Source organism: Vibrio sp. 10N.261.55.C5, assembly GCF_041470505.1.
Classification (GTDB): domain Bacteria; phylum Pseudomonadota; class Gammaproteobacteria; order Enterobacterales; family Vibrionaceae; genus Vibrio; species Vibrio crassostreae_C.
Genome location: NZ_JBFRMS010000014.1, coordinates 13,342 through 36,279, shown reverse-complemented (window position 1 = coordinate 36,279; position 22,938 = coordinate 13,342). Strand labels below are relative to the sequence as shown.

Annotated in this window: 26 protein-coding genes and 1 pseudogene; 6 read left to right on the top strand and 21 right to left on the bottom strand. The window is 45.0% G+C overall.

Features of this window, described 5'->3' with window-relative positions:
- Positions 1–57 precede the first annotated feature (57 nt).
- Positions 58–282 (top strand): annotated as a pseudogene (locus tag AB4263_RS07335) (thioredoxin domain-containing protein); the annotation flags it as partial.
- A gap of 102 nt (positions 283–384) precedes the next feature.
- Here the strand turns inward: AB4263_RS07335 and AB4263_RS07330 are convergent.
- Together AB4263_RS07330 and AB4263_RS07325 are read right to left on the bottom strand one after the other, a co-directional pair.
- Positions 385–2,064: a GMC family oxidoreductase gene (locus AB4263_RS07330; protein ID WP_372097994.1), complete on the bottom strand. Its 1,680-nt coding sequence runs from the start codon at positions 2,062–2,064 to the stop codon at positions 385–387.
- Positions 2,057–3,661, bottom strand: a complete 1,605-nt coding sequence (locus AB4263_RS07325; protein ID WP_372097993.1) for a long-chain fatty acid--CoA ligase — start codon at positions 3,659–3,661, stop codon at positions 2,057–2,059. Before AB4263_RS07325 ends, AB4263_RS07330 begins: the two co-directional genes overlap by 8 nt.
- Before the next feature lie 369 nt (positions 3,662–4,030).
- Here AB4263_RS07325 and AB4263_RS07320 point away from each other — a divergent pair, with 369 nt between their 5' ends.
- A complete protein-coding gene (locus AB4263_RS07320; protein ID WP_017064564.1) occupies positions 4,031–5,056 on the top strand; it encodes an AraC family transcriptional regulator in 1,026 nt (341 codons plus the stop codon).
- 57 nt (positions 5,057–5,113) lie between these two features.
- On the opposite strand, the gene AB4263_RS07315 is transcribed toward AB4263_RS07320, so the two are convergent.
- Complete coding sequence (locus AB4263_RS07315; RefSeq protein WP_017060129.1) at positions 5,114–5,353, bottom strand: hypothetical protein; 240 nt, start codon at positions 5,351–5,353, stop codon at positions 5,114–5,116.
- Here AB4263_RS07315 and AB4263_RS07310 point away from each other — a divergent pair.
- The gene (locus AB4263_RS07310; protein ID WP_029235229.1) at positions 5,325–6,476 is read left to right on the top strand and encodes an MFS transporter; all 1,152 of its coding nucleotides are present in this window, start codon (positions 5,325–5,327) and stop codon (positions 6,474–6,476) included. The two genes, AB4263_RS07315 and AB4263_RS07310, sit on opposite strands and share 29 nt — an antisense overlap.
- A 136-nt stretch (positions 6,477–6,612) precedes the next feature.
- On the opposite strand, the gene AB4263_RS07305 is transcribed toward AB4263_RS07310, so the two are convergent.
- Positions 6,613–7,506, bottom strand: a complete 894-nt coding sequence (locus AB4263_RS07305) for a helix-turn-helix domain-containing protein (RefSeq protein WP_372097992.1) — start codon at positions 7,504–7,506, stop codon at positions 6,613–6,615.
- A 50-nt stretch (positions 7,507–7,556) separates the two neighbouring features.
- On the opposite strand from AB4263_RS07305, the gene AB4263_RS07300 reads away from it, so the two are divergent.
- The gene (locus AB4263_RS07300) at positions 7,557–8,954 is read left to right on the top strand and encodes an MATE family efflux transporter (protein ID WP_372097991.1); all 1,398 of its coding nucleotides are present in this window, start codon (positions 7,557–7,559) and stop codon (positions 8,952–8,954) included.
- A gap of 103 nt (positions 8,955–9,057) precedes the next feature.
- Here the strand turns inward: AB4263_RS07300 and AB4263_RS07295 are convergent, their stop codons facing one another.
- Together AB4263_RS07295 and AB4263_RS07290 are read right to left on the bottom strand one after the other, a co-directional pair.
- Positions 9,058–9,453, bottom strand: a complete 396-nt coding sequence (locus tag AB4263_RS07295) for a nitrous oxide-stimulated promoter family protein (protein WP_017064560.1) — start codon at positions 9,451–9,453, stop codon at positions 9,058–9,060.
- 3 nt (positions 9,454–9,456) lie between these two features.
- Positions 9,457–9,972 carry a GNAT family N-acetyltransferase gene (locus AB4263_RS07290; protein ID WP_136978234.1) on the bottom strand — a complete coding sequence of 172 codons (516 nt, stop codon included), beginning with the start codon at positions 9,970–9,972 and terminating at the stop codon, positions 9,457–9,459.
- A gap of 97 nt (positions 9,973–10,069) precedes the next feature.
- Here AB4263_RS07290 and AB4263_RS07285 point away from each other — a divergent pair, with 97 nt between their 5' ends.
- Entirely contained in the window at positions 10,070–10,279 is a 210-nt protein-coding gene (locus tag AB4263_RS07285; RefSeq protein WP_017060973.1) for a DUF2986 domain-containing protein, read from the top strand.
- A gap of 114 nt (positions 10,280–10,393) precedes the next feature.
- Here the strand turns inward: AB4263_RS07285 and AB4263_RS07280 are convergent, their stop codons facing one another.
- From AB4263_RS07280 to AB4263_RS07240, 9 genes are all read right to left on the bottom strand, one after another.
- On the bottom strand, positions 10,394–11,317 hold the full coding sequence (locus AB4263_RS07280) for an ABC transporter substrate-binding protein (protein ID WP_372097990.1): 924 nt from the start codon (positions 11,315–11,317) through the stop codon (positions 10,394–10,396).
- A 2-nt stretch (positions 11,318–11,319) separates the two neighbouring features.
- Positions 11,320–12,195, bottom strand: a complete 876-nt coding sequence (locus AB4263_RS07275) for a metal ABC transporter permease (protein WP_372097989.1) — start codon at positions 12,193–12,195, stop codon at positions 11,320–11,322.
- Entirely contained in the window at positions 12,195–12,929 is a 735-nt protein-coding gene (locus AB4263_RS07270; protein ID WP_372097988.1) for a metal ABC transporter ATP-binding protein, read from the bottom strand. Before AB4263_RS07270 ends, AB4263_RS07275 begins: the two co-directional genes overlap by 1 nt.
- Entirely contained in the window at positions 12,929–13,864 is a 936-nt protein-coding gene (locus AB4263_RS07265; protein ID WP_372097987.1) for a metal ABC transporter solute-binding protein, Zn/Mn family, read from the bottom strand. Before AB4263_RS07265 ends, AB4263_RS07270 begins: the two co-directional genes overlap by 1 nt.
- Before the next feature lie 16 nt (positions 13,865–13,880).
- On the bottom strand, positions 13,881–14,459 hold the full coding sequence (locus AB4263_RS07260; protein WP_029235381.1) for a DUF6162 family protein: 579 nt from the start codon (positions 14,457–14,459) through the stop codon (positions 13,881–13,883).
- Positions 14,456–14,791 (bottom strand): hypothetical protein, encoded by a 336-nt coding sequence (locus AB4263_RS07255; RefSeq protein ID WP_017062543.1) that lies wholly within the window; start codon positions 14,789–14,791, stop codon positions 14,456–14,458. The genes AB4263_RS07260 and AB4263_RS07255 overlap by 4 nt, the downstream gene beginning before the upstream one ends.
- Before the next feature lie 115 nt (positions 14,792–14,906).
- A complete protein-coding gene (locus tag AB4263_RS07250) occupies positions 14,907–15,743 on the bottom strand; it encodes a DUF4198 domain-containing protein (protein ID WP_017062544.1) in 837 nt (278 codons plus the stop codon).
- A gap of 118 nt (positions 15,744–15,861) precedes the next feature.
- Positions 15,862–16,380 carry a DUF2271 domain-containing protein gene (locus tag AB4263_RS07245; RefSeq protein WP_372097986.1) on the bottom strand — a complete coding sequence of 173 codons (519 nt, stop codon included), beginning with the start codon at positions 16,378–16,380 and terminating at the stop codon, positions 15,862–15,864.
- A 71-nt stretch (positions 16,381–16,451) separates the two neighbouring features.
- On the bottom strand, positions 16,452–17,081 hold the full coding sequence (locus tag AB4263_RS07240; RefSeq protein ID WP_017062546.1) for a PepSY-associated TM helix domain-containing protein: 630 nt from the start codon (positions 17,079–17,081) through the stop codon (positions 16,452–16,454).
- A 343-nt stretch (positions 17,082–17,424) separates the two neighbouring features.
- Between AB4263_RS07240 and AB4263_RS07235 the strand changes: the two genes are divergently transcribed.
- Complete coding sequence (locus AB4263_RS07235; protein ID WP_372097985.1) at positions 17,425–17,745, top strand: hypothetical protein; 321 nt, start codon at positions 17,425–17,427, stop codon at positions 17,743–17,745.
- 130 nt (positions 17,746–17,875) lie between these two features.
- Here AB4263_RS07235 and AB4263_RS07230 read toward each other — a convergent pair whose 3' ends face one another.
- From AB4263_RS07230 to AB4263_RS07205, 6 genes are read right to left on the bottom strand one after another with little or no spacing between them, the layout of a single operon-like run.
- On the bottom strand, positions 17,876–19,054 hold the full coding sequence (locus AB4263_RS07230) for a lipopolysaccharide assembly protein LapB (RefSeq protein ID WP_102320786.1): 1,179 nt from the start codon (positions 19,052–19,054) through the stop codon (positions 17,876–17,878).
- Positions 19,051–19,671, bottom strand: coding sequence for an energy transducer TonB (locus AB4263_RS07225; protein ID WP_008219721.1), 621 nt, complete (start codon positions 19,669–19,671; stop codon positions 19,051–19,053). Before AB4263_RS07225 ends, AB4263_RS07230 begins: the two co-directional genes overlap by 4 nt.
- A gap of 19 nt (positions 19,672–19,690) precedes the next feature.
- A complete protein-coding gene (locus AB4263_RS07220) occupies positions 19,691–20,095 on the bottom strand; it encodes a biopolymer transporter ExbD (RefSeq protein ID WP_004739212.1) in 405 nt (134 codons plus the stop codon).
- The gene (locus tag AB4263_RS07215) at positions 20,092–20,652 is read right to left on the bottom strand and encodes a MotA/TolQ/ExbB proton channel family protein (RefSeq protein ID WP_010429842.1); all 561 of its coding nucleotides are present in this window, start codon (positions 20,650–20,652) and stop codon (positions 20,092–20,094) included. The genes AB4263_RS07220 and AB4263_RS07215 overlap by 4 nt, the downstream gene beginning before the upstream one ends.
- Positions 20,652–22,028, bottom strand: coding sequence for a MotA/TolQ/ExbB proton channel family protein (locus AB4263_RS07210; protein ID WP_372097984.1), 1,377 nt, complete (start codon positions 22,026–22,028; stop codon positions 20,652–20,654). The genes AB4263_RS07215 and AB4263_RS07210 overlap by 1 nt, the downstream gene beginning before the upstream one ends.
- Positions 22,028–22,795, bottom strand: coding sequence for a DUF3450 domain-containing protein (locus tag AB4263_RS07205; RefSeq protein WP_372082856.1), 768 nt, complete (start codon positions 22,793–22,795; stop codon positions 22,028–22,030). Before AB4263_RS07205 ends, AB4263_RS07210 begins: the two co-directional genes overlap by 1 nt.
- Between the last annotated feature and the right edge of the window lie 143 nt (positions 22,796–22,938).

Genomic DNA, 22,938 nt, shown 5'->3' with positions numbered 1-22,938 from the left:
CAAAATCAACTAATTAAAGTTTTCTTGATAATAAAAACAAATCCACAGAAATTAGATGTAGGTTTCGCACCTGTGTTCAGCGATGTCGCTAAAGAGCGCGCTGGCGATGTTCGATTTGTTAAAATTGATACCGAAGCTCAACAGCAACTGGCGGCTATGTATCAAATCAGAAGCATCCCAACGGTGATGGTGTTCAAGAACGGTCAACGTGTTGATACGATTAACGGTGCACTGCCAAAAGGTCAATTTGATCAGTGGCTTAATCAAGCACTAACTAAGTAATACTATTGGTTAAGCTATTGATTTAGCATTACTTAATTCTAAGTAAGCACACAAAAATAGGTTAGAGAGTCTTACCAAATCAAGACTATCTAACCTACTGTTTTATTTATGGTTATCACTTAACTTCTTGAATAAAACTACAGCTTCGCCTTTCGCTTGAATATTAGATTCTTGCTTGCCAAACCCGTATTGCTGTTTGATTTGATCTGCGACTTTCTCAGCAATCATAATGGTTGGTGCATTGGTGTTTGCCCCAATCAGTGTCGGCATCACAGAAGCATCAATGACTCTCAAATTATCCAATCCATAAACTTTGAGATCTTTATCTACCACAGCTAAAGAATCGCTACTAGGTCCCATTTTACAGGTCCCGATCGGGTGATACTGAGTGTCTGCACGATTGCGAATATCTTGCTCGATAGCCTTGTCATCACTGGCGTCCACAGGGTAGAAAGCATTGCCTCGGATATCATCAAACGCGGAACTCTCTAACATTTGATACTGCTTCTTCCAGCCCTTAATCATGATCTCCATGTCTTCAGGATGACTGAAAAACGCAGGATCGATCTTAGGCGGATCATAGGGATCATTACTATTGAGCGTTACGGTGCCGTAGCTCTTCGGTCGCAATAAGGTGACATGAGAGGTAAAGCCATGACTGGTATGAATTTTTCTAGCATGGTCATCTACAACAGCGACCACAAATACAAACTCTAAATCCGGTACAGCGATATGATCTTCGGAACAGAGAAAGCCTATTCCCTCTGCAAAATTACTGCTCATTTTACCGCGGCGTTCTTTGTGCCATAGTGGTAAGGCTTTGGTCATTTCAGAGGCCATTTGCAGCGAGATACCAAAAGTTTCACGCTTTTCACTGCATTTATACGAATGTACTAAGTCGATATGAACTTGAAGGTTCTTGCCCACTCCAGGTAATTCATGAACCTGTTCGATTCCATGTGTCTCTAGTTCAGTTTGAGCACCGACACCAGACAGTAACAGCAATTGGGGAGAACCAAACGCGCCAGCGGAAAGAATCACTTCTTTGTTGCATCGTATCTGATAACGCTTTCCGCTAGAACCATATTCAACACCAATCGCCTTCTTGCATTCAAACAAAACCTTATGTGTGGTGGCTTTGGTCACGACCGTGAGATTCGATCGTGAAAGGTTTGGCGTTAAGTAAGCCTTGGCAGCACTGCATCGTTCACCATTCAGCTGTGTTACCTGCGTCGGCATCGCCCCAAACTGAGCAGCGCCGTTAATATCCTCATTGCGAGGTACACCTATCGATTCACACGCCGTTAAATAACGTTCCAACATAGGGCTTGGCGATCTAAGATTGGCCACATTAAGAGGACCACCTTGGCCATGGAACTCATCTTGGTGGACTTCGTTGTTTTCTGCTTTCTTAAAGTAAGGCAAACAGGATTCATAGTTCCAGCCAGCATTGCCCAAGCTTTCCCATCTATCGTAGTCATAGCGATGTCCACGAGCGTACATCATGGCATTGATAGAGCTAGAACCGCCAAGTGTCTTACCTCTAGGCTGATAGCCTTTACGACCGTTCAAACCCGGCTGTTCAACCGTTTCGAATGCCCAATTATTGAGTTTGGTTGGCATCATCGCCACCACGCCAACGGGTGTGTGAATGAATGGGCTGGTGTCTTTACCACCCGCTTCTAACAAGCAAACCGTCACATCAGGATCTTCCGACAGCCGAGAAGCCATCACACACCCAGCTGAACCACCGCCAACAATAATAAAATCATAACTATCCATTTGCCATCTCCGCTATTTCTAGTGGGTGTAACTCACGCTTCAAGATTTTTCCGGTTGCTGTCATGGGTAAGGCTTTACGAATGAATACCTTACGCGGGTATTTGTAGTCGGCGAGTTGCTCACGACACCATGCTATCAAGGCGGCACTATCACATTGCGTATGTTCGTGAAGAACCACATGCGCGTGGATCTCCTCGCCTAAATGTTCATGATGCTCGCCTACCACCGCGACCATTTCGACATCGGGGTGACACATCAACACTTCTTCGACTTCACGTGGATAAACGTTGTACCCACCACGAATAATCATGTCTTTAACACGGTCAACAATGAACAAATTGCCATGCTCATCGACGCGACCGATATCTCCCGTTAAGAACCAACCATCACGAATAGATTCAGCTGTCGCCTCTGGCCTTTGATAATAGCCTTTCATCACACTTGGGCTTTTAATGCAGACTTCGCCGAGTTCACCCATAGCGACAGAGTTGCCTTGTATATCAGTAATCTTGATGAGGTGGCCACATAAAGGCTGACCGACACTACCCGATAAACGATCGCCATCAATATGATTAAAGGTCGCAACCGGCGCCGTTTCCGAGAGCCCATAACCTTCTAAGACTGGTAATTCAAAACGAGATTCAAACTGTCGTATAACCTCAAGCGGCATAGAAGCACCGCCAGAAACACCTAACCTCAAGCTGTGTTTAACCTGTTCAGAGCGTTTGCTTGTGTTTTCTAAACTATCAGAAGACTCTTCTCCCGCCTTTAATAGCGCGATATACATAGTAGGAACACCCACAAACACGCTGACTTTATGGCTAATGATCTGTTCAATAACCAATGACGGTTCAAAACGAGGAATCAACACCATGGTGGACCCTGTTAGCACACTCGCGTTCATCATCACCGTCTGACCGAAGCTATGGAATAAAGGCAGTGTAGCCATTGTGGTGTCGCTGTACTCCAATCTCATTAGATACTGTGACGACATCGCATTGGTTTGCATGTTGGTGTGGGAAAGCTCAGCCCCTTTTGGTTGACCCGTCGTGCCAGAGGTATAAAGGATCACAGCGGTATCATCGCCATGACAAGCCACAGACTCAAAAGGAGTAAAAGGTTGTGCCAACCAATCAGCGATTGATTCATGCTCCCCATTACTTTCTAAAGTAGTGTCTGTGTTTGTTGGGATAGGCATCTCGACAAAGTGTTCACAGTGGTTTGCCTGCTCAAAACCTTGTAAACCATAGCGACCAATTGGAAGCTCTTCACTGCCGTCAAAACATAAATAGGCCTTCGCGTTAGAGTCATTAAGGTGATAAGCGATCTCTCTGGCCTTGAATAGCACGTTCAAAGGCACGACTACACAACCCGCTTTTAGAATCCCGTAATAGGCTATCGGAAAGTAAGTCACGTTCGGGCATGACAACGCTACCTTATCTCCGTTCTGCAACCCAAGCCTTTTCAAGTTAGCAGCCACGTTTCCAGAAAGTTGTTCTAACTGAGAAAAACTGATTTCATCCGATCCCATACGCAGAGCGGCTTTAGTTGGAAAAAGCGAAGCGCTACGCTCCAAATTAACAGCAAGATTGTGCATACATGATCTCCTTGTGCGGCTTAGACCTGTTTGTGACGGTCACCGTAGACGTTCTAATCGTTGTAATAAGTCTCTTTCTTGTCATCACGAGCCTGCACATTGGTGTGTCATGTAGATAAGAGTCGTTATTGAGCAAAATGTTTGAGACGCTCCAATGTGCAGCCCAATAAATTACAACATTTCGATAACATTTCGAACAGGTTTCAAAAAGACAAAAACCGGTGATATTCGGACACAGCCTGCGCTAGCCCAATAAAACCTTGCACACATAAACCAAAATTTGGAACAAGCTTGCGAAAGTGAGAACAAGCAACAGGCGTAAATGTTAAAAGTTCGGTTAAGATATCGATATTCAACAAGAGGCAGCTTATGGAATACACCGCAGTTTACGAACCCGACATGCAAGCATTCGGCATTCTGGATCTTCAGTTGCTGCATCGTTACCTGTCGCCTGTTCTCAGTATCGAAGAGTTGCTCGAAGGCAGTAACATCGATGCTCTCCAACTCAACACACCCGATACACACATCACTTTGGCGCAAAAGCTTGCTGTGTTCAGTAATGCGTTAGCGAATTCCAACGAAGACGGATTGGGGCTTAAAGTTGGCCAACAAGCGAGGTTCAGCGATTTCGGCGTGCTCGGTTATGCGGTGTTTAGCAGCGAAACACTACTCGATGCCTTTTTAATCGGGTTTAAGTATCTGCAACTTGCTGGCCCTGTCCTCAGGAAAACCATGTCTGTAGAAGACAACATTGGTTACTTTCGCGCAGAGCAACTTATCGAACTCGATTCTTTACTGCCCTTTTGTTGTGAATACTGGTTCGCGGCGATACACAGTTTGTGCGAAGAGGTCTTACAGCAGCCCTTTCCTTCTCAAGTGATCCGCTTCCCCTATCCAAAACCTGAATACGGCGATCTATACACAGAGATTTTCCGCTGCCCGGTTGAATTCAATAGTGACCGGCTTGAATGGGAGTTCGACGCAACCACCTTGTATTCATCTCTTCCTACCGCCAACCCCATCACTTTACAGATGTGCTTAAAATCGTGTGATGACATGTTGGCAAAAGTCAGTGCACCCAGTAGCCTCAAAGAGAAAGTCTCTCAGATGCTGATTGAAAGGCCAGGATGTTACCCTTCTATAGAATCCATTTCTTCAGAACTGGGCATGTCTTCTCGAACTCTGCGTCGTCACCTGAAAGCAGCCGATACCAGCTACCAGAAGATACTGGACCACGTTCGTTTTCACCTTTCCCGGCACTACCTTTCTTCAACTCAAATGAGCATTGAAGAGATATCTGAGCGCGTTGGGTTTTCAGACAGCGCTAACTTTCGACATGCCTTTCGTAAGTGGAGTGGAAGCTCGCCACGTCAATACCGTAAAGAAACGGTCTAACACTTAAAATCCCACTCAATCCAAATCATAAAAAGACAATCACGCTGCAATCTTTTTCTAAATTAAACCACCAATGAACAACGGCTTAACGACTTTTTGCCCGCATAAAATCTCGCCAAACCACCAAATATCGCAACCGTATTTTAGTTTAGTTGGTCGATAAATTTCTTTTATCTTAACGACCATTTTTATTTGTTTTACCCAATTCAGTTTCTCCCCCATAGTCGCGGAAAATTCATCGTTTCTTTTACTATCAGAGGCTCCTGCATTGGACAACATCCAACCAACAACTCGCATAACTGTTCCTGTTATTGCATTGTCTTTTTACGCGATCGCTTCAGGCTACTTAATGAGTTCATTACCATTAATGCTGTCTGAGTATGGCTTAGACAAAGATCTATCGAGTTGGTTAGCGAGTGCATTCTATGCAGGTCTACTGGCTGGTACATTATTGATTGAACGTGCCATTGCGCGTGTTGGCCACAAAGATGCGTTCGTCATCGCATTGAGTGTGTTCATCGCAACGATCCTTGTATTGCCATTGATCCCACACCAAGCAGTATGGCTACTAGCTCGCTTTGTGGCTGGTGTGGCGGTTGCAGGTATCTTCGTGATTGTAGAGTCTTGGCTAATGAGCGGTGACGAGTCACAACGCGCAAAACGTCTCGCTATCTACATGTGTTCACTGTACGGCGGTTCTGCAGTTGGTCAGCTTGGTATCGGTTACCTAGGTATTACTGGTGGCGTACCTTTCATCGCAATGTTCACCCTTCTGTTTGGTGCGATCATTGTGCTGATGTACGGACAAGCAACTCCACCACAGATCCACGATGCGCAATCTTTGTCTTTAAAGCAGATCAGCAAATTAAGCCACAGCGCGCTAATTGGCTGCATTGTTTCCGGATTAACGCTAGGTGCGATTTACGGCTTGATGCCAGTTGAACTTGCTCAACGTAACATTGCACACGAAGACATTGGTGGTTTGATGGCTTTGGTTATCATGGGTGGTATGGCTGTACAGCCGATGGTGACTTGGTTATCTCACCACGTAGGACAAGTGTTATTAATGGCTTTGTTCTGCCTGCTAGGGGTTGCAAGCATTGGTGTGCTGACTATCAATCACGATTTCTACGTACTAGGCATGAGCTTGTTCGTATTAGGCATGGCCACATTTGCGCTATACCCAATCGCGATTAACTTAGGTTGCCGTAACCTTGACCCAAGCTACTTGGTGTCAGTGACTCAAATCATGCTACTTTGCTACAGCATCGGTTCTGTTGCGGGACCAATCGTTGCAGACAGCTTTATGGATTCACAAGCAGGATTGTTCACTTACCTGTTCGCGTCTCTACTTGCTACAACGATCTACATGTTGATTGCTAGCCTAAAGCGCTCTCACCTACAGATTGCAGGCGAGTAAGCTTAAATAGACAGACACTAGATGCGTGTCATTAGGGCTCCGAGTTAAGACTTCATGTCTAAGCGAAGGGCCCTTTTCAACTCATGCCTATATGTAACCTTCTTCTCCCACACTTCTCATTTCATCGTGCAAGATGCTAACCGCGACCTCGATGGCTTTTACGGTATTGGCTTGGTGATAAACCGAAATGCTTTTTGAAGCGATGCGAAAAGTTATAAGGATCTTTGTAGCCCAAGCGATTAGCAATCATAGAAACTGACCAATCTTGATATTTCAACAGGCTGGTGGCTTTATCCATGCGTAATTGAATCAATTTACTGCGTGGCGACAGGTTAAATAGCGTCTTGGTGACTCGATTGAGCTGCTCTTCACTGATGAACACTCTTTCGGCCATCCCTGCCACTGTCCATGGCTGGTGCAGACTACTTTCAATTTCGTTAAAGAGCGCTTGAACACGTGCAGTGGTGCTGGTCGACTTAGGCTCAAACCCCGTCAACGTTCGAATAATCTCACTCAAGAGTAACTTACGGTAACTGGCTCTGCCGCCTATCTCAAAGTAAACCAAGTTCATTAATGACCAGATCTGCTCACACTCTCCAAAAGGCACAACCCCCTGACCTAAACTTGCAATGTGCTGCCACTGCTTAGTGTCAGGCGTCAACATCCACGCCATTTTCCAATAATTATATTGAGGATCGAGTTCAAAACGAAATGGGGTTTCAGCAGGAAGCACCACGAGTGTATAAGGCGTAATCGCTTTGACCGATGCTGCGGTTGTTAGAATCCCGCCACCTTCCATAGTGAAAATCAACGTATGAACATTAACGGATTCGCGCTCAACCCAGTAGCCATCATATAGCTTCGCCATGCCGCCCATATAGACACCAAAGCTTTTCATCTCTGGAATATCTTCAACGGTCAAAAAACGTTCTTTACACTGTTCAGCGAGAAAAACATCATCATGCCAAGTTGATTTTGGTCTCATTGAATCAATGACGGATTTGCACAGGTTTTGTTGTTTTTTAAACATGTTGTTACTTCGCTCAAATCACTATAGTTCTGCCATAAATCGGAGAACTTATGACAACTAACATCAACCCTAACTCATCTATGAATAACAAGCCAGAGAGCATCTTACCTCGTATCGTTAAACTTGGTTTGCCTGTTGCTTTGCAAAGTGCGCTTGTCGCTATTCTTGCCCTTGCTGACGTATTAATGGTCAGTGATTATGGTATGGAAGCAGCTGCGGCTGTGGGAATTGCATCAAAATGGCACTTCGTTGCTATTATGATTATGGCAGGGTTGGCCTCAGCAAATGGAACATTAGTCGCTCAATACTGGGGAAAGAATGACCGAAAAAGCGCGCGAACAGTATCATCTATCGCGATGGTGTTTGGCTTAAAAGTTCTGTTGCCTGTTACTGCAATCATCACTCTTGGTTCTCAGTTTTTAATGATGTTGCAAACCAGCGATCAAACCGTGATTGAACTTGGCGCGACTTACCTATGGTATGGCTTCCCCGTTCTACTGCTGACTCACATTGTCGTCGTGGTAGAAGCAAGCATGCGCTCATCAGGTGACACCGTAACCCCGCTGCTATTAGGCGCGGTGACCATTGCACTCAACATTGCGCTTAACTTCGTTCTAATCAAAGGTGCCTTTGGTATTCCCGCTATGGGCGTAGCAGGTGCAGCACTAGCGACGACACTCGCTCGCGCAATTCAAGTCGGCTTGATGTATAGCTACATGCGCATGCGTAAACATTGGTTGTTAACCACGCCTAGCTCACCACATCGTCCATCATTGTGGCTATCTTACCGTCGTATTGCTTTGCCACTAACGATGAATGCCGTGTTATGGGCAATGGGCACTATGGCGTACCAAATGATCTTCGGCCACATGGGCACAACGGAACTTGCCGTGTTCTCTATGCTCGCACCGTTTGAATCGTTGTGTTATTCGATTTTCTTTGGTATTTCGGTAGCGTGTTCAGTGTTGCTTGGTCATTCATTAGGCCGTGATGAGTTTGATGACGCAATGAGCATGGGGCTGACATTCATTAAAGCCGTGGTTGGTTTTGGTGCGGTTGTTGGATTGCTACTGTTTATGGGCAAAGAGCATGTTCTAACATGGCTGAACCTTTCTACAGATGCGCTCTACCCGCTCGCTTCACCTGCAATGACCATTATGTGTTTTGCTGTGGTGATTCGTATGCTGAACATGGTGATCATCAACGGTATCATTCGCGCTGGTGGTGATAATACGTTCTGCCTTCGTATGGACTTCATCGCAATGTGGATGGTCGGCATTCCAGTATGTGTTTACGGCGCGTTTGTCGCTGGATGGGATTTCAAATACATCTATGGTTTGATGTTGGTGGAAGAAGTGGTGAAACTGGCAATTTGTTCTCATCGTTACCTAAGCCGACGCTGGATCAACAACCTCACAGTGACCTATGACGAGCCTCAAGCGGCATAGGCTACTTGGCTAGATTCAAGCTGAGATGGAAGTGTATCTACATCAAAAAGGTCTGCGCAATCAAACCTTTTTCGTTTCTTCAGCAACCACTTTTAAACGCCAGTTACTTCTTATTCATTCGGATATGGCGGTTCGACACATTCGACAGTGGCTTCTCAGACACTTTTCGCTTTTCATGTATCAAATGTCTGATCGCTAAAATCGGATGCTTGAGTAACATTCTTGGCCCAGCATAGCGCATGACTAAACGCATCTGCTCTTTCGGATCGGGCTTATAGCAATGAATCGGACACTTATTACAGGTCGGTTTGGCCTCACCATAAGGGCATCTATCCAGTCGTGTTTCGGCGTAACGCAACAGTTGCTCACACTCCTCACATAACGCGTTATTCTGACGAACTTCACCGTGGTGATCTTTGCAATAGATGTGCACCATCGCAATAACGGTTTTGTACTCCGTTGCGAGCTCACCTTGTAGAATATTGTTATGTTGGAACATGTTTTAATTACCTAATGAGAAACCGTACAGATTGAGATTAACGCTTTCGCTTATCACATCTTCAACTCGCTCGAACACAAAGCCTAACTTAGTCAGTAGTGTGATACTTCGAATGTTATCAGAGGTAGTGATGGCAACTAAATGATCGATATCAGCATTCTGCTTAGCTTGTTCAATTATCGCCTCCGCGGCTTCTTGGGCAAAGCCTTGACCATAAAACTCAGGAGCAAACCCGTAGCCAATATCATGCGATGCTAAGGTGTCTCTTTTTATTAATCCGCAGATACCAATTGGCGTTGAAGTTTCTTTGATTTCAACCATCAACAAACAGACACCCTTCTCTTCATGCATCTTAAGAATGTTGTTTTCAATGTACTCGACAGCCTTTTCAGTGTTGTTGATTTCCTTATCACCAATGTAACGCAGGAAATCTTCTGAGCTGTATAGTCGTTGAATAAACGCCGCATCTTGAGGTGTGATCATTCTTAATCTTAAACGTTCGGTCTCGACTGACTGCATAGTGATATTTTCCTTGCTGAATACCATGTAAATATTGAGTTCTAGAGCTAAAATGATTATCCTCCACCGCCTAAACTAAATACAAGGCTATGCAGCAATGAACCGTAAGAAAAAAATCAATCAAATTCTAAAAAAGAAGCAGAAACAGGCGAATTCTAAACTGCATAGTAGCAACAAGCCTCGCTACATCTCTAAAGCTGACCGTGCAAAAATGGAAGCTGAAGAACAAGCGAAAGCAGCTCAAGAGCAAGCTGAAGGTTCAGTAGAAGCAACGGTTGAAGCTGAAGAGACAAAAGCTGCAGAGTAAGTTTATACTCGCAGTCCTCTTGTCTGACACTCTTTTCAGAGCCAACAGACAAGAACAAAAAAGCAGCCTCAAATTGGGCTGCTTTTTTGATCCTACCATTTTTAATCGCGCTGGTTAGCCTTTGAATGGCTGCACTTCCCAACGGGCAAACGGTGCTTTTGCGTTGATTCCCGCTCTGCCCCAACGATCAACAGAATCCACTACCAAGATACGCTCATTCGGTACCAATGATTTAATCAAGTTGCTTGGCTTTTTCGCTGTAACTAACCATAGAGCATCATCTTCCGAAAACATCTCTTTAAGCTTGGCTTTGTCCTGCTCTGTCCATTCCAGTTCAGCTTTGAACATGCGTTCTTCAACAAACAGTTGGCTGCCAGAGGCGAAATCTTCCAAGCTTTCTGAAAGCAACAATACTGAATCTACGTCATTGTCGAGCAATACTGCTTGCTGCTTGTTGATCAGTTCACGAACATCAAGCATCACGCGTTGTAGGTTGCTATCAATGTTCTCAGCTTGCGCCGGCCACAACAACTTAAAGTCATCAGCCACAATTGCCGCCATACGCGTTAGATTGGTTGGGTTTAACCACGCGTATTTAGACACTTCACCATTTGATAACGTCAGCGCAGCTACACCTTGCGCGCGCGGTGTAATCGCTTGAGCCGCATCCACTTCAACCAAACGGATATTGCCCTGTCTTGCGTATACAAATGTAGGATCAGCTTGCCAAATAGATGACAGCGTTAATGCTACGGTCGCCTTTTCGCCGGATTGAAGGACTTTGCTTGCGCCTTTAGTACCAAACCAGTTTGGCAGACGATCAATACCGTAGCGCTTTGGTGGCAGATATTCGGTGGTAATGTCTGTGCCTTTGGTTAGCTCTGTCGCCAATGCATAAGTCACAGGTGTACTGGTTAGGATGTCTTCTGCATTCACGTTCAGTGACATCACAGAACCAGCCATTAATACACTACCAAGTACACTCACTTGAGCCGTTGCTTTTACTGAGCTAGCGATACGATTCATTAAACAAGTCATGATTACGCCTTTCTTACAATTCGGTATAGCGTTGCTGCTAGGAAAAACGTTGCAGAAACGATGATGATTGAAGCGCCCGATGGCACTGGCAGTTTGAGTTCCATAGGCAACACGGTTCCAACCAAACATGCGATGGTTGCGAGTAATGCCGACAAGAGAACAAAGCTCCCCATACGTTTAGTTAACAATCGAGCGGTCGCACCTGGAATCAACAATAAAGCACCCACTAGAACTGCACCTACGATCTTCACCGCTGCAATTGTCACTAAGGTGATCATCATGACAAACAAGTAATCGTAAAAGCTGGTGTTGTAACCACGAACCTTAGCTATATCAGGGCTGATACAAGTCAGGAGAATGCGGTTGAATGTCGGTATCAAGAGCAAGATGATGATCGCGCAACTACCTGCGAGAATCGCTAAGTCTTGGTCTGTTACCGTAAGAATCGAGCCAAACAGTACGTTTTCAAGCATGTGGATATTGATCTTACGAGCAACATACATCAGTAACGCCGCACCCACTGCCAGTGCTAAAGCAAGGAAAACGCCAACTAAAGTATCGTATGGCACATTGGTTCTGTTTCTTACAAAGTGAAGAAGCAGCGCGAAGATCATACAGAAGCTAAACAGACCAATAATTGGGTTTTCTGGTGGCTCGCCAAGCAAAACACCAATAGCGATACCGGTTAACGCTGCGTGGCCGACGGCTTCTGAGAAGAAAGCCAGACGCTTGGCAATCACCAAAGTACCCAGGCCACCTAGTAACGGGCCCAGTAACAATGCAGCAACCAGTGCATTGACCATGAACGCATACATGAAGCTGCCAGATAACCAACCCGCTTCAACACCACTTACGGCAAGTTGTCGTAGCCAATCCATTACGCAACCTCCTTCGGTTTGTTCATCGCAGCACCACTGCTGTAATGCTGGAATAAGCTTTCAATCTTACTTGGATGTAGTACCTGTTCATGTGGACCACTATCAACCAAGAATCGATTCACAACATGTACATTGGCTTCAAGGCGACGTACTGCGGTTACATCGTGGTGAACCGCAAGGATCGTGCGACCCTCGTCAACACATTCACGAATCAGCGATTCAAGATAACGAACGCCCTGTTCATCCATACCGGTCGTTGGTTCATCCAACACCAATAGACTTGGGTTATCCAATAGCGCTTGAGCAAACAACACACGTTGCTGCTCACCACCCGACAACTGTCCCATTCGGCGATCGCTACGTGTCGCCATACCGACGCGATCCAATTGTGCTAATGCAAGATCCAATTGCTTGGACTTACGACGCCAAAATAGCGGAATTCGAGTTTGGTTAAGCAACACGAAATCCATGACCGTCAAAGGCAAGCTCGATTCGAAGGTCGCTTTTTGAGGAACGTAACCAATACTTGGCTTTTCTGGCCAATGAATATTGATTTGCCCAGAGAAAGGCGTAAGGCCAAGAACAGAGCGCAGCAGAGAAGTTTTACCACCGCCGTTTGGCCCCATGATTACATGACACTGACCCGCTTTAAGTTCTAGTGAGATATCGTCAAGAATGACGTTGTTGTCGTATTGCAGACCGAGGTGATTGATTGAAATCGATGGACCTAACATTATGCGTTCCCGCTTTTAGCTTGGTTCGCCGCCGCAAATTTCATAGCTTCGATTAACGTCTCGAGGTTCTTCTTCATCTCGACTTCGACTTTATCGTCTGCATATTCGCCGTGCGTCATGTGAGAAAAACGGTAAAGCTGAACACCTGTTTCCGCTTCAATGGTGTCAACAAAGCGATTTGGCATGTTGAGCTCATAGAACAAAACATCAATGCCCGAAGCGCGGATCTTTTCGATCGTATCTTGCAGTTGGCTCGCACTTGGCTCAACACCGTGTGCTGGCTCAATCACCGCCGCCACATCTACACCAAACTCTTGCAGAATGTACCCATACGCATTGTGCGTGGTCGCCACCTTCATACCTGAAGTATCTAACTCACCTAATGACAACATCGCATCGCGCTTCATAAAGCGAAATTGCTTTGCGTATTTACGTGCATTCTTACGATAAAAAGCCGCGTTGTCAGGGTCGAGCTTAGAGACCTTACTCGCGATGGTGTAAACCTTTTGAATTGTTGTCGAAAGCCCAACAAAGGTATGTGGGTTAACGGCACCTTGACCAACAGACTGACCAAGAGCAGGAAGTAGAGGCACTTCTTTGTTTGCTTCGATCACGACTAGGTCATCACGTTGCGCGGCTGAAATCACTTTAAGCGCGAAGTCATCGTGACCAATACCGTTTACCACGATGGCGTCCATCTGGCTCAATCTCTTCAAGTCGTTCGGTTGTGGCAAGTAGTTATGCGGATTAAAGCCGGCATCAACCAAAGGAAGGATGTTCACTTTGTCGCCTACTACTGCTTTTACGTAGCTGTAGTAAGGTTGAAGCGTGATACCAATCGTCAGCTTGTTGCTGTCGATCTTATATTCTTTTGCCAATGCATTGGGTGCCATGAACACCGCTAATAACGACATGAACAGAGTCATAATTCGCATAGTAATTCTCTTATTATTAGTGAGCATCGCTTTCATGATGCTGTTCAATTTCTGATTCGTTCACGACCATTTTCCAACCCGTAGACTCTAGCGTGTGTTGGTCAAAAGTAGCGGGCTGTTTCGCTACACCGCCCAAGAAGATCCAGATTTCAGGAGAAACGCTGTTCGCATTTAAAATAAAGGAATCCGCAAAACCATGATCGGTAGGCGTAGCTTGTTCACTTGGAGTAGAGAAGTAATAACCACGCTCGTCCAGTACCCAAGCATGAGAACCTTTGCGCTTCCAACTCTGATCTTCTACAAACGGGGCAACCCATTCATCTTTAAGTGATGCAACACTCGGCCATTCACCATCTGAGTCCATGCGCAGGTCACGGATTTCTTCATGCGCTAAACGCAGCTCTGATAGCATCGCCAAGTTTTCTTGTTCAACATCAGTCACTAGAATTTGATGATCAAGCACTGCTTTAACGTGGGATTCAGCCTGATGAAATGGGATTGCGACAGTTGCAAAGCAAAGGATGAACACAATGATCAGTCCTACCCATTTGCCCTCTCTGCCGCCCGTATCAGCACGTACGCTTTGAATCATCATTTTTCACTGATCTCTACAACATCAACTTCAACTGGAAACTCATGACCTGAATCGAACACAAGGTAGAACTCAGTGTCAGGATGTGGGAATTCAACGATAGAACGTTTATCTGTCATCTCTTTTGCAATCAAGTTGTCTTCGTAGTCGTACATCTCAACTGCGTAATCAATCGCTTTGCTGCCATCCGAATAACCCGCTTCACAAGCAACAGTCTTACCTTCAAACCAGCAGCTCATCAGTGGAAAGTGTGCTTGCGCAGGTAATGCAGCGAAACCAAGTCCCAATGCTAAGCAAGGAGTCATTAAAGCGTTAAGTTTTGTTTTTATTGTCATGGTTCGTACCCTAGCCACAGTGCAAATTCTCAGAAGTAAACTGAGCGTAAAGGGCTCAAATGAGCCCTTAAGTTTTTTTGATTCTTAATCAGGGATCTAGCCCCGATATCACAGACTATTGAAGCAGCGCTTCGAACGTTAGGTGAACGTTCGCGCTTGCTTTGTCTGCCAGTGGGTTGTCAATCAACTCACCTTTGTAGTTCGCTTTCATTACGTAACGACCTGCTACGTCTGGAGTAAACGTGATTTCACCGTTCTCATCACTCACCACATCAATCTGCTCTTGGTGGTTGCGGTAAAGCGTACCTTCACGAGTAATCTCCGCTTTCACGTCTTTCTGGATTTCACCGTTGTAGAAGAACTGGAATGTCACAGGTTCGCCTTCAACGATATCTGAAGGGTGTGTCACAGGCTTCATTTCTAGAAGCTTGCCTTCAATTTTGAACACTGAATCCGTTGGCTTACCTACCGTGATGTAGCTTTCTGCACGAGTGAAGCTGATCTGCGTTACCACGTCACGTGATTTTTCAGGTAGAACTGAGTCACGCTCAGCTTTGTTTGCTTTAATCCACTTCACCGTGTCACGGCGACCCGCTTTGTATTGCGTGTAGTAAGACGGCTGGTTGTTGATCGCCACTTTGTGTGTACCTTCTTCTTCAAAATAGAAGTCGAAGATTGAACGACGCTTGCCACGAATAACGAAGTTAGGACGCTCGCTGCGGCCATCTGGCATGATGACATGAGCATTTTCGCTGCCAGCAGGCTTATCAAAAACAAACGTACCGTGAGACGCAGTAACATCGAACGTTAGCCAATCACCACCTTCTTTAGATACAGTAAAGTGAGATGGCAAAATCCAACGTGGGTGAGCTTGTGCCGTTGTCGTTGCTGCTAGGCCGAATGCCATCACACCCGCTAGAGCAAGTGCTTTGATTTTTGTCTGTTTCATCATGTTCAATTCCATTATTCATAATTGTTAGCCGTGTCGCTCTATCTGAGCCTACGATGACCACTGTCTATTCTGTTCAGCTTGGTTTTAGTTCGTACTTACTAGTTACTGTTCGCACTTGCTATTTAGCGATGTAGTTCAGGGTGATTTCACCCGTCTCTTCCGTTGCTTTTAATTCGTAAGATATGTTTGAATCTGCGAGTGATACTTTTTGGCGAAGGTAATTACGGCCACCGTGTTCACGAACCACTTCGATATGAACCGTGTACTCGCCTTGTTCTAACGTTTCACCGCTGTCGCTCTTACCATCCCACACGAAACGGTACTGGCCAGCAGGACGTGTTGCAGACGTCACAGCATCAACCAGTTCACGATCGTAACGGCCAACCTTTCTCCACCAGCTGCGCAGATCCTTAAGCCATTCGTCTTTACCGACCCAAAGCTCAATGGTTTTCACTGACTTTCGTTCGCTGTTCTCTACCCACACCGCCACATAAGGACGCGCATACATAGAGGTATCAATCTTTGGAAGCTCGAAGCTCACATCAAGTTTTGCCGTATCAGGAATCGCTTGTGCCATACCTAGGCTTGGCAAAAGTGATAAAGCAAAAAGCGCCTTGCTCCAGTTCATTTTTTTCATTTTTAACAACCTTTTAAATCCGTTTAACCTTAAGTTCGCTCTTCAATCCGATTCATCAATCGAATCAAGCGTTAAGGCACGGCGACAAAATAGATAACCAATGAGATTGCAGACCCAAACACCGTCCATTTGATGGAAGTATTAAGCGTCTTTTTCTTAGGTAACAGTAAGCACACGCCAGTAAGCACAAAGAAGATCATCAATAGCGCAGTGATATCGATAAACCATTTCCATACTTCACCGCTGTTACGACCTTTATGCAGATCGTTCAACAATGCGATAACGCCGTAATTAGTGGTTTCGACTTCTACAAACTCAGACGTAACGTCAACAAAAACGGAAGCGTTGTAGCCGGGTCCTTTGAAGTCCATAGATACCTCACCGATGAGCAACTCACCATCTTCAATCTCTGCATAGATGTCCAAACCAGAAGGAACGCCGGAGAGGTTGGCTTCTTCGAACAGAAACGTTTCAAAGGCTGTCTCGTCAGCTTTTAAACGTCCGTCTTGAACCGTAAATAAACTTGTAGGAAGCGTTAGCGTAGAGCGTTGGATATTGGGTTGGCTTGATTCAAATAACTCAGGTCGGTTCAGGGTGATACCGGTTACTGAGAAAAAAAGAACCACGAACAGAAGCGCCATAGAAATATAAACATGAAGTCGACGAGCCCATGACTGAACCGCCCTACTTTTTAACGACATACAAACCAATACCTATAAATTTTATGGCGACAATTTAGTTGATAATCATTCGTATTGGCATTCAATTTACATTGTTTACGTTTGCCGAGTGGCGTAAGGAAATTTACATAACATTACATGGGAAGTAATCGAACTGTATGCATATTCTTGCTAACGTGTACTAAAGGGATTTGATTCGTTTTATTAGAGGTTATTGATAACAGGGTCAAAGCTCAAAAAAGCTCAATCTCAACATGCTTGATTGAGATGGGTTTAAGGTAACAGTCGTAGCTTTAAGGATAGAAAGTTGGGACTATTTGATCACTGGTTTGATGATAGCTAATGAAGCTTAAAAGGATTTGAAATGCGTATTTTTGTTTTGGCTTTTGCTGCGCTAGTGACGGCGTGCACCAGCCAAATAATCAGCACGGAAGAACATATTCAAGAATACATCGGTTCAGACATAACCGATGTACAAGAACGTTATCTCACCGAACGGTCACGCCCTATCAGTTTTTGGGCGTCTCGAAACTATGCTTGGATTGAAACCAAGAAACCGTTAGACAAAGGTTATACAGTACACGCATTCAAAAACCCTTATCGTGATTGCACTATTAACTGGGTTGCTGATACCAGTGGCGTAATCCAAAGTGCGACGTCCCGCGGTACGATGTGCGAGCCTTAACTGACGTACTGGAACGATAAAGTTCAAAAAGCTTTAACCGCCAAAAATTAAAAAGGGTGTCATTTGAACCATCAAATGACACCCTTTTCTATTTACTACTTTCTCTTGTCTTCTGTTGTGCTATTCGCAGTTAGACGTTGCCGTTATCACTCACTGTTCTTAGCTGAGTCAGATATTTAATCCAACCTTTTGCCTCAGAAGAAGGCTCAATGTTGTTCGCACGTTTCGCTTGAGCAAGAGCATTATCAAGATTCTTTAGCTTGTACCATGAACGTACTTTCGCTAAAGCAACATCAGCTTGCTTGTTCTTGTCTTTCACTTTATCCAAAACAACCAGAGCACGATCGTAGTAACCTTGTTGAACCAGTAACTGAGCCACATTCCAATGATATTGCGTGTCTTTTCTAGACGCTAACGTCCACACTTCAATAGCACTGTCCCACTCTTTCGCTAACTGCCAGTAGGTTGCTTGCTCAGCCAGAAGTTGAACATCGCTGTTCGCATCATCTAACTTACTAATTTCTTGTGCTGCGCGCTCTGGAATGCCACGTTTCGCGTAAAGCTGCGCTAACAAGCGGCGATCTGAGTTCTTCAGCTCAACACCTTGTAGATCAGCCAGTGCTAACGTGTTCAATGCATCACGATTACGATCTAACCTAAGTTGAATACCAACCAGTTGACGCCACCAGTTATCTTTCTCGGGTTGAAGTTCAATCAAGCTTTCCAGTGTAGGAATCGACTGTTTCCACTGCTTTAACTGAAGCTGTGCGCCCAGTTTTAGCGATAGAGGTGATAACTCTGGTTTTGAATTGAACTTGTCGTGATTACCGATGGCCACTAGGACTTTCGACCAGTTTTCGATTTGGTATTCCGCTTGTGCAATTCGCATCCAAAGCACGTCTTTCTTTTCTGCCTCTGGCGCTGTTTTTACTAACTCGTAGTAATGTGGAAGCGCGTTTTTGAACTGTTGATCGTTTAATAACAGATCCGCAAGCATACGCTTCGTTATCCAAGCTTGTTCATCCACCAGCAAATTGGTATCGACGGCGTATGTAAGCTGCTTAATCGCCTTATCGGTTTTGCCATCTTGCCAGTAAAAAACACCTAGCATACGAGCTACGTACGCTTTGTCGTAGCCCTTAGAAAGCTCTAAACCTGCTAGTACGTCAATGGCCTGTTTAACCTGTTCATCTTGAGCAAGCTTATGCGCCTTTTGAACACGAATAGCAGTATATTGGGTTAGCTCTTGTGCCTGTGTTGTAAGGGGCATTAACAACAAGCCCACTAATATCCATATATGTTTCATCATTTTGCCAACTTAAACTCTAGTTTCACGGTTTGACCAACCTGAGCTATCGCTTTTCCATCGACGACTTTCGGTTGATATTTCCATTTTTTAAGTGCTCTCATCGCTTCACGTTCAAACATACGACGTGGGTTTGCGTCAGTGACTTGAATGTCAATTGGGCGTCCCGTTTCGTCGATGGTAAAAGACATAATGACATGGCCTTCAGCGCCACGCTTCAGCGCTTTCGCTGGGTAACGAGGTTCTACTCGATACAGAGGCATTGCCTGTTGGTTTGACCCGAAGTCAGAAAATGTCGGTGCGTTAATCGCTAAGCCATCAATGGATGTGTTCAAATCCAATGAAGGCAAAGAAGACATCGAATTCAGAGGCGTAACTTCAGCTTGTGACTGAGACGTTTGCGCTTCCGGTGGCGGCTCTGGCATTTCTGGTTTTTCAGGGACTGCGCGTTGTCTTCTTTGAACTTCTTGTTCTTGTTCCACCATTACCATGTTGAAACTTAACGTCTCGCTATCGTCTGGTGAACGTTGGTGGCCATTATCGACCATCCAAGCCATGAAAGAAAACAGCGCTAAGCCCAACGCGCCCGCTAGCGGTAAAGCAAGAAATAGGCGAATCATTTATGAAGATCCTCCAAGATCATCGCTTATCAGCAGCAAGCGCAATGTTTTTAACACCTGCACCTTTCGCGGCATCCATCACTTTAACAACAGTACCGTTGTAAGCGTGTTCATCCGCTTGAATAACCAAAGAAGCATCAGGTTGTTCTAGCAACAAGTGCTCTAACGTCGCTTGGACACGTTCAACATCTACGACACGCTTGTCGATGAAAATGTCGTTTGCAGAAGTAATCGCAACAAAGATGCCTGCATCCTTTTGGCTTACTACGTTAGAAGCTTGTGGGCGATTGACTTCCACCCCTGACTCACGAACAAATGAACTGGTCACAATAAAGAAAATAAGCATGATAAAGACAATATCAAGCATCGAAGTAAGGTCTATTTGAGCCTCTTCGTTTTTAGAATGACGTCGACCGAGTCTCATCGTTGACTCCTTAAAGATTTTTCTAATTTCAATTCTAAGCGGTTACATACTTTCGCTAAGCGAGCGTGAACGAACATGCCCGCTAACGCTGCAACCATGCCTGCCATGGTTGGCAGTGTTGCTAACGAGATACCTGAAGCCATCAATTTAGGGTCACTGCTGCCTTGTGTCGCCATAACATCAAAAACAGAGATCATACCGGTTACAGTGCCTAGCAAGCCCAACATCGGGCAAATAGCGACTAACAGCTTAATAAAATTCAAGTTTTGGTTAAGCAAGATACTCGCTTGCCCTAACCAACCTTCACGAATGGCTTTGGCATGCCAAGAAGAGTGATCTTCTCTTTCATGCCATTTCGCTATCCAAGCTTGGCGTTGCTTAGGAAAGTAGAACGCAAGATAAAGCACACGTTCTACCACAAGCACCCAATACACTAGGACGACAGCCGCTAGCCACCACAAGACGAAACCGCCCTGCTCCATAAAGCTTGATAAAGACAGCAGCCAGTCACTCGTTAACCAACTCGCTGGTAATAGAGAACCCGACAAAATATCCATTACGCAGCAGTCCCAACTGGTGAAACAACAGCGTTTGATTCAACGGTCTTTTCAGCCTGCTCAGCAACAAGACCAATACCTTGCTTCTCAAGAATATTGCGAATGTTTTCTGCTTGAGTGCTAAGAATGTTGTGTGCCAGTAGAAGAGGCATTGCCGCAACCAGACCAAGTACCGTAGTTACAAGCGCCATCGAGATACCACCCGCCATAACTTTAGGGTCGCCATTACCAAACTGAGTGATCACTTGGAATGTTTCGATCATGCCGGTTACTGTACCTAGAAGACCTAACATTGGAGCAAGTGCCGCTAGAAGTTTTAGCATCGATAAACCTTTCTCTAGGTGAGTTTGTTCATCCACTACCGCTTCTAAAAGTCGCAACTCTAGTGCTTCAACGGTTTGGTTTTGCTCTTTGTTGTAAACCGCAAGAACACGACCTAGAGGATTATCACCCGCTTGCTCTGGGTTCTTAAGTTGCGCGCGAATTTTCTGGCGTGCGATAGCAAGAGAGACACCACGAACTAATGCGATGATTAGACCAATAGCTAGTAGGCCAAGAATCACTTTACCAACCACACCACCCGCTTGTAGACGGTCAGTTAAACTTGGCGTAAGTGCTAATTGCTCTAGCATAAACCCGCGAGAAGGATCGACAACCACGTTAGATACTTCACCATTCGCTAACGAAGAAAGTGACGCTAACGTTGGACCATTTTGTGGTTGCTTAAGGTAAGCGATCGCATCTTCACGCTGAGTGTTCCAGCTAACATAGCCTTGCTCTGTCACAAGACCAATCGAACCTAGTCGGTAAGCGTCAACCTTGTTTGTATTGCCTTCACCATTAATGAATGCAATTTGAGATTTGCTAAGCTCAGAACTCGCTTGGATCTGTTCAACCATGCTCATCCACAAACCGGTCAGCTGTGGCATTGAAGGCAGTGATTTAGCATCAATGATTTGATCAACAGTTGCAGTGTGTTCAGCACGATCAACACTATTCACGGTTGAGCTAAGCTCTGCGCCGAGTTCTTTTGCGTTTTGACGAACGACACCGAACAGCTCGCCTAAGCTACCGGTTTCTAAACGCAGCTTCTCTTCTAAGCGAGCAAGCTTGTTTTCGTTATCACTGAACGTTTGAGTCAGAACATCTGTCGCACCTTGGATAGACGTACGCTTCGCTTCAAGCTGAGCTTTGATCGCTTTCAGTTCTTGTTCTGTCTTTTTGAAATCAGCTTCACGCACTACGTTGTGAGAAGTTTGAGTTCGACTCTCTGATTTTGCTTTATTAACTAGCTGAGCCGTCGTATCTGATGCAGAGAAAGCTGAAAATGAAAGTGATGTAATGCAAAGCAATGCTGCTAATGGCTTTAAGTTCATTACTTAACCTCCGCAACAGTTAAAGAAACAGGTAAAGTAATCAAGCTTGGGGCAGCTTGTTGGCCAGCAATATCGTACGCTTTATCTAGCTCAGACTTCATAGAAGAATCAAGTTCTTGCCATTGAGCTTCTGTTTGATTCCAAGCCCAGTATTGGCTGCCATTTAGGTTACGAGCAACTAAAGAGATACGACCTAAGTGCAGAACATCTGCCTCGATTGTTTTATCACTCGCCAATGCGACACGACCTTGGTAAACACCCAACTTAATGCCGTAGTCCATCTCGATTTGGTATGCCTCTAGGATACGGCGGTATTTCTCAGCGTCACTTACGTCAGCACGAGTCATCATTGCTTGTAGCTTTTCTACTCTTTCTAGACGCTGTTCTTTCTTAATCGGCACGTCTTTCTCTACCAACTGTTCAAGACCATCGATCATTTGATACATCAATGGCACAACACCTTGGCGTGTGTATTTGATTTCTTCGATCTGCTCTTCAATGCTTTGAGCTTCTTGGTTTTGGCTTTCAACCAATGCAGCAAGGTGATCGTGATAGATTTCTAAGTTTTTAACTTCTTCTTGCAGACGCTCAATCTCAGCTTGCAGCATTAAAGTCGCTTGTGAGCTTTTATCAATAACCTTTTGGCTCGAAGCCGACGCGTTATTGGTCTTGTTTTGAATTGATTGAGCTTGATCCAAGCTGTTTGCCATAGAAGACGTTGCAACCAAACTGATGGCAAGCGCTAGGCTAGTTTTTAAAAGATTCATAATTGTAGTCATTTACTATAGAAGAAGGTCAAATACATTTTATTGATAAATACTATTATTGATAAGCACTCTCATTATCATTAAAAGTCACTCGCATTACTAGGGATATTTTACTGAATAGCAGAATCACGAAAGGAGAAAGC

What these genes read in the sequence shown, in the direction of transcription:
- AB4263_RS07285 (WP_017060973.1), top strand. Translation starts at nt 10,070, where the DNA reads ATGAACCGTAAGAAAAAAATCAATCAAATTCTAAAAAAGAAGCAGAAA.
- AB4263_RS07225 (WP_008219721.1), bottom strand. Translation starts at nt 19,671, where the DNA reads ATGATTCGCCTATTTCTTGCTTTACCGCTAGCGGGCGCGTTGGGCTTA.
- AB4263_RS07290 (WP_136978234.1), bottom strand. Translation starts at nt 9,972, where the DNA reads ATGCAGTCAGTCGAGACCGAACGTTTAAGATTAAGAATGATCACACCT.
- AB4263_RS07245 (WP_372097986.1), bottom strand. Translation starts at nt 16,380, where the DNA reads ATGAAAAAAATGAACTGGAGCAAGGCGCTTTTTGCTTTATCACTTTTG.
- AB4263_RS07325 (WP_372097993.1), bottom strand. Translation starts at nt 3,661, where the DNA reads ATGCACAATCTTGCTGTTAATTTGGAGCGTAGCGCTTCGCTTTTTCCA.
- AB4263_RS07240 (WP_017062546.1), bottom strand. Translation starts at nt 17,081, where the DNA reads ATGTCGTTAAAAAGTAGGGCGGTTCAGTCATGGGCTCGTCGACTTCAT.
- AB4263_RS07230 (WP_102320786.1), bottom strand. Translation starts at nt 19,054, where the DNA reads ATGATGAAACATATATGGATATTAGTGGGCTTGTTGTTAATGCCCCTT.
- AB4263_RS07260 (WP_029235381.1), bottom strand. Translation starts at nt 14,459, where the DNA reads ATGATGATTCAAAGCGTACGTGCTGATACGGGCGGCAGAGAGGGCAAA.
- AB4263_RS07205 (WP_372082856.1), bottom strand. Translation starts at nt 22,795, where the DNA reads ATGAATCTTTTAAAAACTAGCCTAGCGCTTGCCATCAGTTTGGTTGCA.
- AB4263_RS07220 (WP_004739212.1), bottom strand. Translation starts at nt 20,095, where the DNA reads ATGAGACTCGGTCGACGTCATTCTAAAAACGAAGAGGCTCAAATAGAC.
- AB4263_RS07235 (WP_372097985.1), top strand. Translation starts at nt 17,425, where the DNA reads ATGCGTATTTTTGTTTTGGCTTTTGCTGCGCTAGTGACGGCGTGCACC.
- AB4263_RS07270 (WP_372097988.1), bottom strand. Translation starts at nt 12,929, where the DNA reads ATGTTAGGTCCATCGATTTCAATCAATCACCTCGGTCTGCAATACGAC.
- AB4263_RS07250 (WP_017062544.1), bottom strand. Translation starts at nt 15,743, where the DNA reads ATGATGAAACAGACAAAAATCAAAGCACTTGCTCTAGCGGGTGTGATG.
- AB4263_RS07280 (WP_372097990.1), bottom strand. Translation starts at nt 11,317, where the DNA reads ATGACTTGTTTAATGAATCGTATCGCTAGCTCAGTAAAAGCAACGGCT.
- AB4263_RS07255 (WP_017062543.1), bottom strand. Translation starts at nt 14,791, where the DNA reads ATGACAATAAAAACAAAACTTAACGCTTTAATGACTCCTTGCTTAGCA.
- AB4263_RS07320 (WP_017064564.1), top strand. Translation starts at nt 4,031, where the DNA reads ATGGAATACACCGCAGTTTACGAACCCGACATGCAAGCATTCGGCATT.
- AB4263_RS07295 (WP_017064560.1), bottom strand. Translation starts at nt 9,453, where the DNA reads ATGTTCCAACATAACAATATTCTACAAGGTGAGCTCGCAACGGAGTAC.
- AB4263_RS07300 (WP_372097991.1), top strand. Translation starts at nt 7,557, where the DNA reads ATGACAACTAACATCAACCCTAACTCATCTATGAATAACAAGCCAGAG.
- AB4263_RS07275 (WP_372097989.1), bottom strand. Translation starts at nt 12,195, where the DNA reads ATGGATTGGCTACGACAACTTGCCGTAAGTGGTGTTGAAGCGGGTTGG.
- AB4263_RS07305 (WP_372097992.1), bottom strand. Translation starts at nt 7,506, where the DNA reads ATGTTTAAAAAACAACAAAACCTGTGCAAATCCGTCATTGATTCAATG.
- AB4263_RS07330 (WP_372097994.1), bottom strand. Translation starts at nt 2,064, where the DNA reads ATGGATAGTTATGATTTTATTATTGTTGGCGGTGGTTCAGCTGGGTGT.
- AB4263_RS07315 (WP_017060129.1), bottom strand. Translation starts at nt 5,353, where the DNA reads ATGCGAGTTGTTGGTTGGATGTTGTCCAATGCAGGAGCCTCTGATAGT.
- AB4263_RS07210 (WP_372097984.1), bottom strand. Translation starts at nt 22,028, where the DNA reads ATGAACTTAAAGCCATTAGCAGCATTGCTTTGCATTACATCACTTTCA.
- AB4263_RS07265 (WP_372097987.1), bottom strand. Translation starts at nt 13,864, where the DNA reads ATGCGAATTATGACTCTGTTCATGTCGTTATTAGCGGTGTTCATGGCA.
- AB4263_RS07215 (WP_010429842.1), bottom strand. Translation starts at nt 20,652, where the DNA reads ATGGATATTTTGTCGGGTTCTCTATTACCAGCGAGTTGGTTAACGAGT.